This window comes from Oleiphilus sp. HI0067, from assembly GCF_001635735.1.
Window position 1 is genome coordinate 22,696 of sequence record NZ_LWFI01001277.1, and the last position, 6,167, is coordinate 28,862.

Sequence of the window (6,167 nt, forward strand, 5' to 3'; positions counted from 1 at the left end):
CCCGCGTTTTTTGCGGGCGATTTTTCCTACCCTTGTTATGCATTTTTTTGCACCTTACCCAAATAGATTAAAGGTAATGCGATAGCCACTACCAATGACCAAGTATAGATAAACGCAGCCGCTACAGCATGTATAGCTATTAGGTACATGGCTAGATTTTTTTGTTTGCCGAAAAGTAGAATTAGACCCGTTAAGATACAAGCAAAAATTGAAACCAAAGTAAAAATGAATAGCCAGCTACCTGACTCGCTTGGAGACAACGCGTATTTGGCAGATGATATTGCAAGCTGAACAGAATCTAGGCAGTCAGGCCGAGCAGAAAATAGAAACACCCACCATATGGCTATAAGAGCCACTGCACCTAACAAGCTTAATGTTCCTGCGATTTTGCTACCCATTGCGATCTCTTAGTGCATAACAGTTAATTCTACGTACCCGATACGGGTATCACTTTTCAATTAGGTTAACACCTTCGGAAGGATCAATTCATTAATAATCATAGACTTATGAGACTTCCGTTTTTTCAAATTGCGCACACTCTTTAGCAAATGCGTACTGAATACGCATTTGCTAATTCATTACCTCCTTAAAATCAGAGCTTTATAAGAGTAAGCAGTGATACCCGCCGCTCGCGCGGTTATCACAGCCGACCTGTAGATATAATTTGAACCTACACAACTCGACCTCTCGAAGCAGGTGCGATCAAAGCGTTAAGGTCTGCAATCTTCTTCGAAGCGGGCATGGTGAACTGCGAAGCACTAACAGCGGCTTTTGTCTATTTGCGAATGGAAAACCAATGTCCGCTTTTCATTCTTATGGGTCTATTCTGACAGGCTTTGAAAATACCTGATACAAAATAGCGGACGAAAATCGGCTCTATTAAACTGTCTGAAAGTTTTTGATTCTATTAAGTTATAGCTCTGTACTTTCAGCTCTCATGAATTTGATACTTTTGATAGATGCAAATAAAAGAATAACCAAAGAAATGTCTAGAAAACTAAAATCAGGCAGAGATCGGTCAAGCAAGGCAAAAAGTAAATTAGGGCTCAATATAAATATGATTAGGAAATAAGCGGCCCACAAATGCTGTTTTTGCACAAACCATCCTAGAACTAGCGTGATGATAGCAAAAGAAAATGCCACTACTTCGAAAAAACTGCTGACAGCAATATTCTTTTCATAAATTTCAGGGAAAAATAACCGCAGCAGAACAATGAAAATAAGCTGAATAGAGCAGACGCAGAATGTTACCTTAAGTATTTTTTTTGCGTCGACTACCGATTCCAACTCTTTGCTCAAGAGCGCTCTCCAAAACCCCTGTTCTTTTCTAATCTCGGGTTTATGACCCGGCTTATTCAGTAACTCACGGACTCGCGCCGCTCGTTCTGGATATCTTTTGGAATCTACATTCCGTAAAACAGATTCCAACTCGATTCGAGAATAGTTTTCGTAATTCGGCCCTTCCATTTTGTCACCTACAGCTAGTTGTTATTTACTTCCGCTTTTCATTTGTTGAAGCCAATTCGAATAGGTTTTTCTGCCGTCTGTTATATGGTGGTCGGCAACTTGTTTTAATCGATCATTCACTATCATTAGTTCGTAATTTCTTTTCTTCATGTCTTTGATCTAGAGCGTTGAACATTTGTAAAAGTGAGTAGGCGGCACCGAATAAATACATTCCAACAAAGAGATAGAACCAAAACGGATCATCTTCTCGCGTTATATCTCCACCTCGCCTCGTCCAATGATATCCATCAATATGTGTATCGAAGGCTAGCCATAGACACACTAGGGCAAATATGGCGCACCAAGATGCAGGTAGCTTTTTTTGTTTTTCACTCGCGACTAATTTGAATTGCTCTACTTGTGATTGATGTTCAGGAAGGTCACTTTTTTCAAGCTGATCAATCGCTATCAAAAGTTTGGCGTAGTTCTCTGGATACTTTTCCTTGTTAATTGAGCTATGCGCTTGCATAAGCTCCGCGTAAGAGTACTTAGAATAATCCATTAGGGTACCGAAGATGATTAACCAGCTGTTTGAGTACATTAATTTAGTATCAGGTAGATCTAGATCGTGATGATGTAGGATCTGTAAATTCGGACTAAATCCTACCGGCTCGAAACACCAAATTCTATTGTCCGCTTTTCATTCTTAGTACGCATCAACGCTGCGCTAATGGGCTGGCGCTGCGCAGCAGTGACAGTCCAAGCCCAACTTGTTGGGCCGCTTTGAGCGCCTGGTTATGGTTATATATTTTTCAGTTACGTTTGATTTCAAGATAGATTGCACGTGCTGAACCAATTAATGCAAATAGAGATAATATTGAAAAGAGTTTGAAGATAATACTCTTTATGTTCGTGATGATGTCTTCATCTGCTTTTTGAACATTCGTAGTGTTTTGTTGGTAGATGCTAATCACTTGCTCTTTAGTCAACTCTCCGGCTGCAAGCTTGCTATTAATTTCCTCGTGGAATTTAACTAGCTCTGGACCTGTTTCGTAAACCTTGTCCATGATCGGGTTAATCTTTGACTGCCAAGTTGCCCAGATATAAATGATTGCTATCAAAGGAATTAGTGCATAAAAGATTCTTTCGAGTTTCTTAATCATAGTGGACCATAACGCTTGCAGCAGCGGAGAGCGTAGCGAATCCGTTGGCTGCACTTGTTAAATGTTGGTGCTAAAGTACACATTATATTCGCTTACACCATCTTTTATGGTGTTGACCAAGTCATCTGTATCTCTACGAAATAAGAAGTCAGTACCAGGCTTTTCTATTAGAACTGTTTTCTTGTTTATGGAGCGTTCACCATCCCACTTGACGAATGCAAATACTCCATCTTCTTGAATCTGATCTAATTTAGATAAAAGTTCCTCTAATTCCATAGTTTATCCATAAAGACATTTAACAGTTAATTCTACGTACCCGATACGGGTATCACTTTTCAATTAGGTTAACACCTTCGGAACGATCAATTCATTAATAATCATAGACTTATGAGACTTACGTTTTTTTAAATTGCGCACACTCTTTAGCAAATGCGTATTGAATACGCATTTGCTAATTCATTACCCCTTTAAAATCAGAGCTTTGTAAGAATAAGCAGTGATACCCGCCCCTCGTGCGGTTATCACAGGAGACCTGTAGATATAATTTGAACCAACACAACTCGACCTCTCGAAGGAGGTGCGGTCAAAGCGTTAAGGTCTGCAATCTTCTTCGAAGCGGGCATCGTGAACTGCGAAGCACTAACAGCTGCTTCTGTCTATTTGCGAATGGAAAACCAATGTCCGCTTTTCATTCATTTGAGAACAAATAGGCGGCATATATCTCTTAGTTAAAAAGATTAATTGTGTGCGTTATGGGTTGAGGAATGTTCCAAACGTTCTGCCAGCCATACTTTTATAATCGACTGACGAGTAACTCCCAAACGCGACGCTTCTTTATCCAAAGAATCAATCATCCATGTTGGAAAATCTACATTGACCCGCCTTTGTTCTTGATTTGGACGCCTAATAGACGACAAATCAAACTCGTTTAAAACATCAGCATTGTTGTCATCAAAATTTTTGTCTAGATCTTTAGCTTTCATATAAAGCTACCTCCACTTCGCGAGAACGCCTCACTGATATAATTCGTATATTCTTTGAGCGATAGGTAATGATTGCTGACCAGTGCTTCGACCCTATTTTGCCAATAACTAATGATCTTGGTTCTTCTGTTGATTTTGCATCAAGCTCAACAAACCTCACATCTCGCCACAAGTCCTGTGCGGTGACAAAATCAATCCCGTGTTTCTCAAGATTGGATTTACTTTTCTTTGGATCAAATTCGAAAGAATACATAGTGTATAAAAAATATACCTAAATTGACGTATAAGCAATATATAACCGTAATATTCTCTTAAGTAACGCGCATCTAAACGAAATAATGATTTCTCCAAAAGAGTTCTCTATGTCCGCTTTTCTTCTGAAGCTGTATTACATACTTAAAGCAATAAAGGTCTGCTCATGTCTATTTACGAATGGAAAACCAATGTCCGCTTTTCATTCTAAAAAGACCTAATAACTGATTTCAAAAGTATACGAAGTAGTTCGCTCGAAGAAATTGGACTAGCAATTAATTGCGGGAACCGATAGTCGCCATGACTTTGAAATCTTCAGGGTTTGTGACTCTAGCACACCGCTTTTTGAAACAATTTTTGGAGTAACAACGTATTTTGTATCGAAAGGGATCTCGTATGTATAGATACTTAAAAATCCTGGACGTAAACTCGTCAAGCCGCAACCTATTTCACTCCAAGACGTTGAACATTCTTCCAAAGACACCTCCGCAGATGGGGAGACCTTTATTTCTGTTGAGGAGCCTTCATAAGGGATGGATGCATGCGTTGAGATATTGAAACGTAGTTTAGAATCAACTACAACTAAGGAGTATCGAGCGGAGATCTCATCAATTTTATAGTCCCAAATATTAGTCCCGCTGCGTCCACATGTTAAATCATTAGGATTATCTCCTACTTTGCCCGTTACCTCGTAATACAATTCAAAAGTAGCACAACCATTTAAAATTAAGATCAAGGCGTATGCCAGAAACCATTGAAGGACTTTATGTTTATTTATATTGCTCATACTTCTCTGTCTAGACGTAGATCTATTGTAAAAGACGGGCCTATTTATTTTCGGTAAGAAGTTCTTTAACCACCGGCTTATTAACTTCCATAGTTGAGACTAACAACCTCTTAAACAACGCAGCCTAAACCTTATATATGCAACATGGATATCTCTGATTCAAAGAGAACTTTACGTCCGCTTTTCATTCTTAGTACGTATTAACGCCGCCAGCAGCGGCCGAGTGAAACGAGGTCCAGCCCCAGCTTGCTGGGGCGAGCTGGCTGGCCTTGTTATGGTTTTATTATTTGTTGTTTATACTCCAGATACCTGGGCCTTTTGCTGCAATATAGAGAAACGCAAAGCAATAGAATGCTGAGATTTCACCACCATTTGCTATCGGGAATGGATTGTTAAGCCCATGCACCATCCAGTAAGCTACAGCCATTGTGCCGCTAGCGAGAAAAGCCGCATACCTTGAATAAAAGCCGACGATTATTAGAGCTCCAGCAATGAGCTCAATAACCGCAGCACTTGTGCTCATTGCGTTCAGCGGATACGGAAAATCGATTGGAAAACCGAATAGCTTTTGAGTGCCATGGCAAAGAAAAAGAAATCCAGCAACTATTCTAAAAGCTGAATAAGTATGCTCAGTATATTTATTCAAGAAATTCATTATATTCTCCTTTGAAGATATAAGGGTCTGAGTTTAGGCGACCATAACAGTGTGTTTAACGAACCCTCCGGTCCGCTAAACACTTTTTATACGTTTTATTATTTTGTGGCAATTTGCTCACCTAACCACTTACTGTAATTTTTAATTGGCTCGCCCAACTCGATATTAAAGTCGTTGTTTCGGATGTATTCAATGCGAGCCTTTTTAGCTATGAATAACGTCCGTTGATTCTCTTCAAGGCACTGCCAATTTTGTGTTGATGAACACTTTTGTTGGCCTTTGTAAATCTTCGACTCTAGCACAGTAGCTCTTGCTTCTGATTTTATTGCGCTCTCGAAACCTAGATAAAAACCATAAGGAAAACCACATAGAGCTAGAACCAAAAGAATATAGTTTTTCATAGAATATGGCTTCGAACCTTTTTACGTATAACAGTGTGTTTAACGAACCCTCCGGTTCGCTAAACACTTTTTATATGCCTTACTCATTTGTTTGACCATAAGGTTCATTTGTAAGTGTGTAAGGCAAGATTAATGTGTCTACTACTAAGCTAAGTGGTATATCAATTAAGAAGAACAAACCAATGACATTACCACCTGAGCCTTGCTCTGGAGAGTTGGCTAAAACATCGAATTTAGTACCGCTATAAACTCTAGAATCAATTTGCCGAACAATTGAATCTCGTTCTTCTCTCGGCTTATCCATTTCTATGTTGGTTAAGATTGTGCCGCAACCTGAAAGTAATAGAACGAATAATAGGGTTAAAAATTTCATAGCTTCCTTACTGCATATAACAGTGTGTTTAACGCACCTTCCGGTCCGCTAAACACTTTATCTACATTTTTATAAATTCCATTTTTCGCAATTATATCAGTTATTTA

Annotated in this window: 11 protein-coding genes; all 11 read right to left on the minus strand. The window is 39.2% G+C overall.

Annotation, left to right across the window (positions count from 1 at the left end; genetic code table 11):
• Positions 1 to 35: 35 nt before the first annotated feature.
• The 11 genes from A3739_RS19760 to A3739_RS19810 all read right to left on the minus strand — a co-directional run bounded on the left by A3739_RS19760 (position 36) and on the right by A3739_RS19810 (position 6,060).
• The gene (locus tag A3739_RS19760) at positions 36 to 398 is read right to left on the minus strand and encodes a hypothetical protein (RefSeq protein WP_068502542.1); all 363 of its coding nucleotides are present in this window, start codon (positions 396 to 398) and stop codon (positions 36 to 38) included.
• A 514-nt stretch (positions 399 to 912) separates the two neighbouring features.
• Positions 913 to 1,467, minus strand: coding sequence for a hypothetical protein (locus tag A3739_RS19765; RefSeq protein ID WP_068481272.1), 555 nt, complete (start codon positions 1,465 to 1,467; stop codon positions 913 to 915).
• Positions 1,468 to 1,579: 112 nt separating this feature from the next.
• Complete coding sequence (locus A3739_RS19770; RefSeq protein ID WP_068473955.1) at positions 1,580 to 2,008, minus strand: hypothetical protein; 429 nt, start codon at positions 2,006 to 2,008, stop codon at positions 1,580 to 1,582.
• Positions 2,009 to 2,258: 250 nt separating this feature from the next.
• Positions 2,259 to 2,609, minus strand: a complete 351-nt coding sequence (locus A3739_RS19775; RefSeq protein ID WP_068473952.1) for a hypothetical protein — start codon at positions 2,607 to 2,609, stop codon at positions 2,259 to 2,261.
• Between the two features lie 57 nt (positions 2,610 to 2,666).
• A complete protein-coding gene (locus A3739_RS19780) occupies positions 2,667 to 2,885 on the minus strand; it encodes a hypothetical protein (protein WP_068473950.1) in 219 nt (72 codons plus the stop codon).
• 461 nt (positions 2,886 to 3,346) lie between these two features.
• Positions 3,347 to 3,592, minus strand: coding sequence for a type II toxin-antitoxin system BrnA family antitoxin (gene brnA / locus A3739_RS19785; protein WP_068473947.1), 246 nt, complete (start codon positions 3,590 to 3,592; stop codon positions 3,347 to 3,349).
• On the minus strand, positions 3,582 to 3,845 hold the full coding sequence (locus A3739_RS19790) for a BrnT family toxin (protein ID WP_068473944.1): 264 nt from the start codon (positions 3,843 to 3,845) through the stop codon (positions 3,582 to 3,584). The genes brnA and A3739_RS19790 overlap by 11 nt, the downstream gene beginning before the upstream one ends.
• Positions 3,846 to 4,112: 267 nt before the next feature.
• Entirely contained in the window at positions 4,113 to 4,631 is a 519-nt protein-coding gene (locus tag A3739_RS19795; protein WP_068481278.1) for a hypothetical protein, read from the minus strand.
• Positions 4,632 to 4,914: 283 nt separating this feature from the next.
• Positions 4,915 to 5,286 carry a DoxX family protein gene (locus tag A3739_RS19800; protein ID WP_197472449.1) on the minus strand — a complete coding sequence of 124 codons (372 nt, stop codon included), beginning with the start codon at positions 5,284 to 5,286 and terminating at the stop codon, positions 4,915 to 4,917.
• A 98-nt stretch (positions 5,287 to 5,384) separates the two neighbouring features.
• Positions 5,385 to 5,687 (minus strand): hypothetical protein, encoded by a 303-nt coding sequence (locus A3739_RS19805; RefSeq protein ID WP_068476051.1) that lies wholly within the window; start codon positions 5,685 to 5,687, stop codon positions 5,385 to 5,387.
• A 79-nt stretch (positions 5,688 to 5,766) separates the two neighbouring features.
• Positions 5,767 to 6,060 (minus strand): YceK/YidQ family lipoprotein, encoded by a 294-nt coding sequence (locus A3739_RS19810; RefSeq protein WP_068476052.1) that lies wholly within the window; start codon positions 6,058 to 6,060, stop codon positions 5,767 to 5,769.
• Between the last annotated feature and the right edge of the window lie 107 nt (positions 6,061 to 6,167).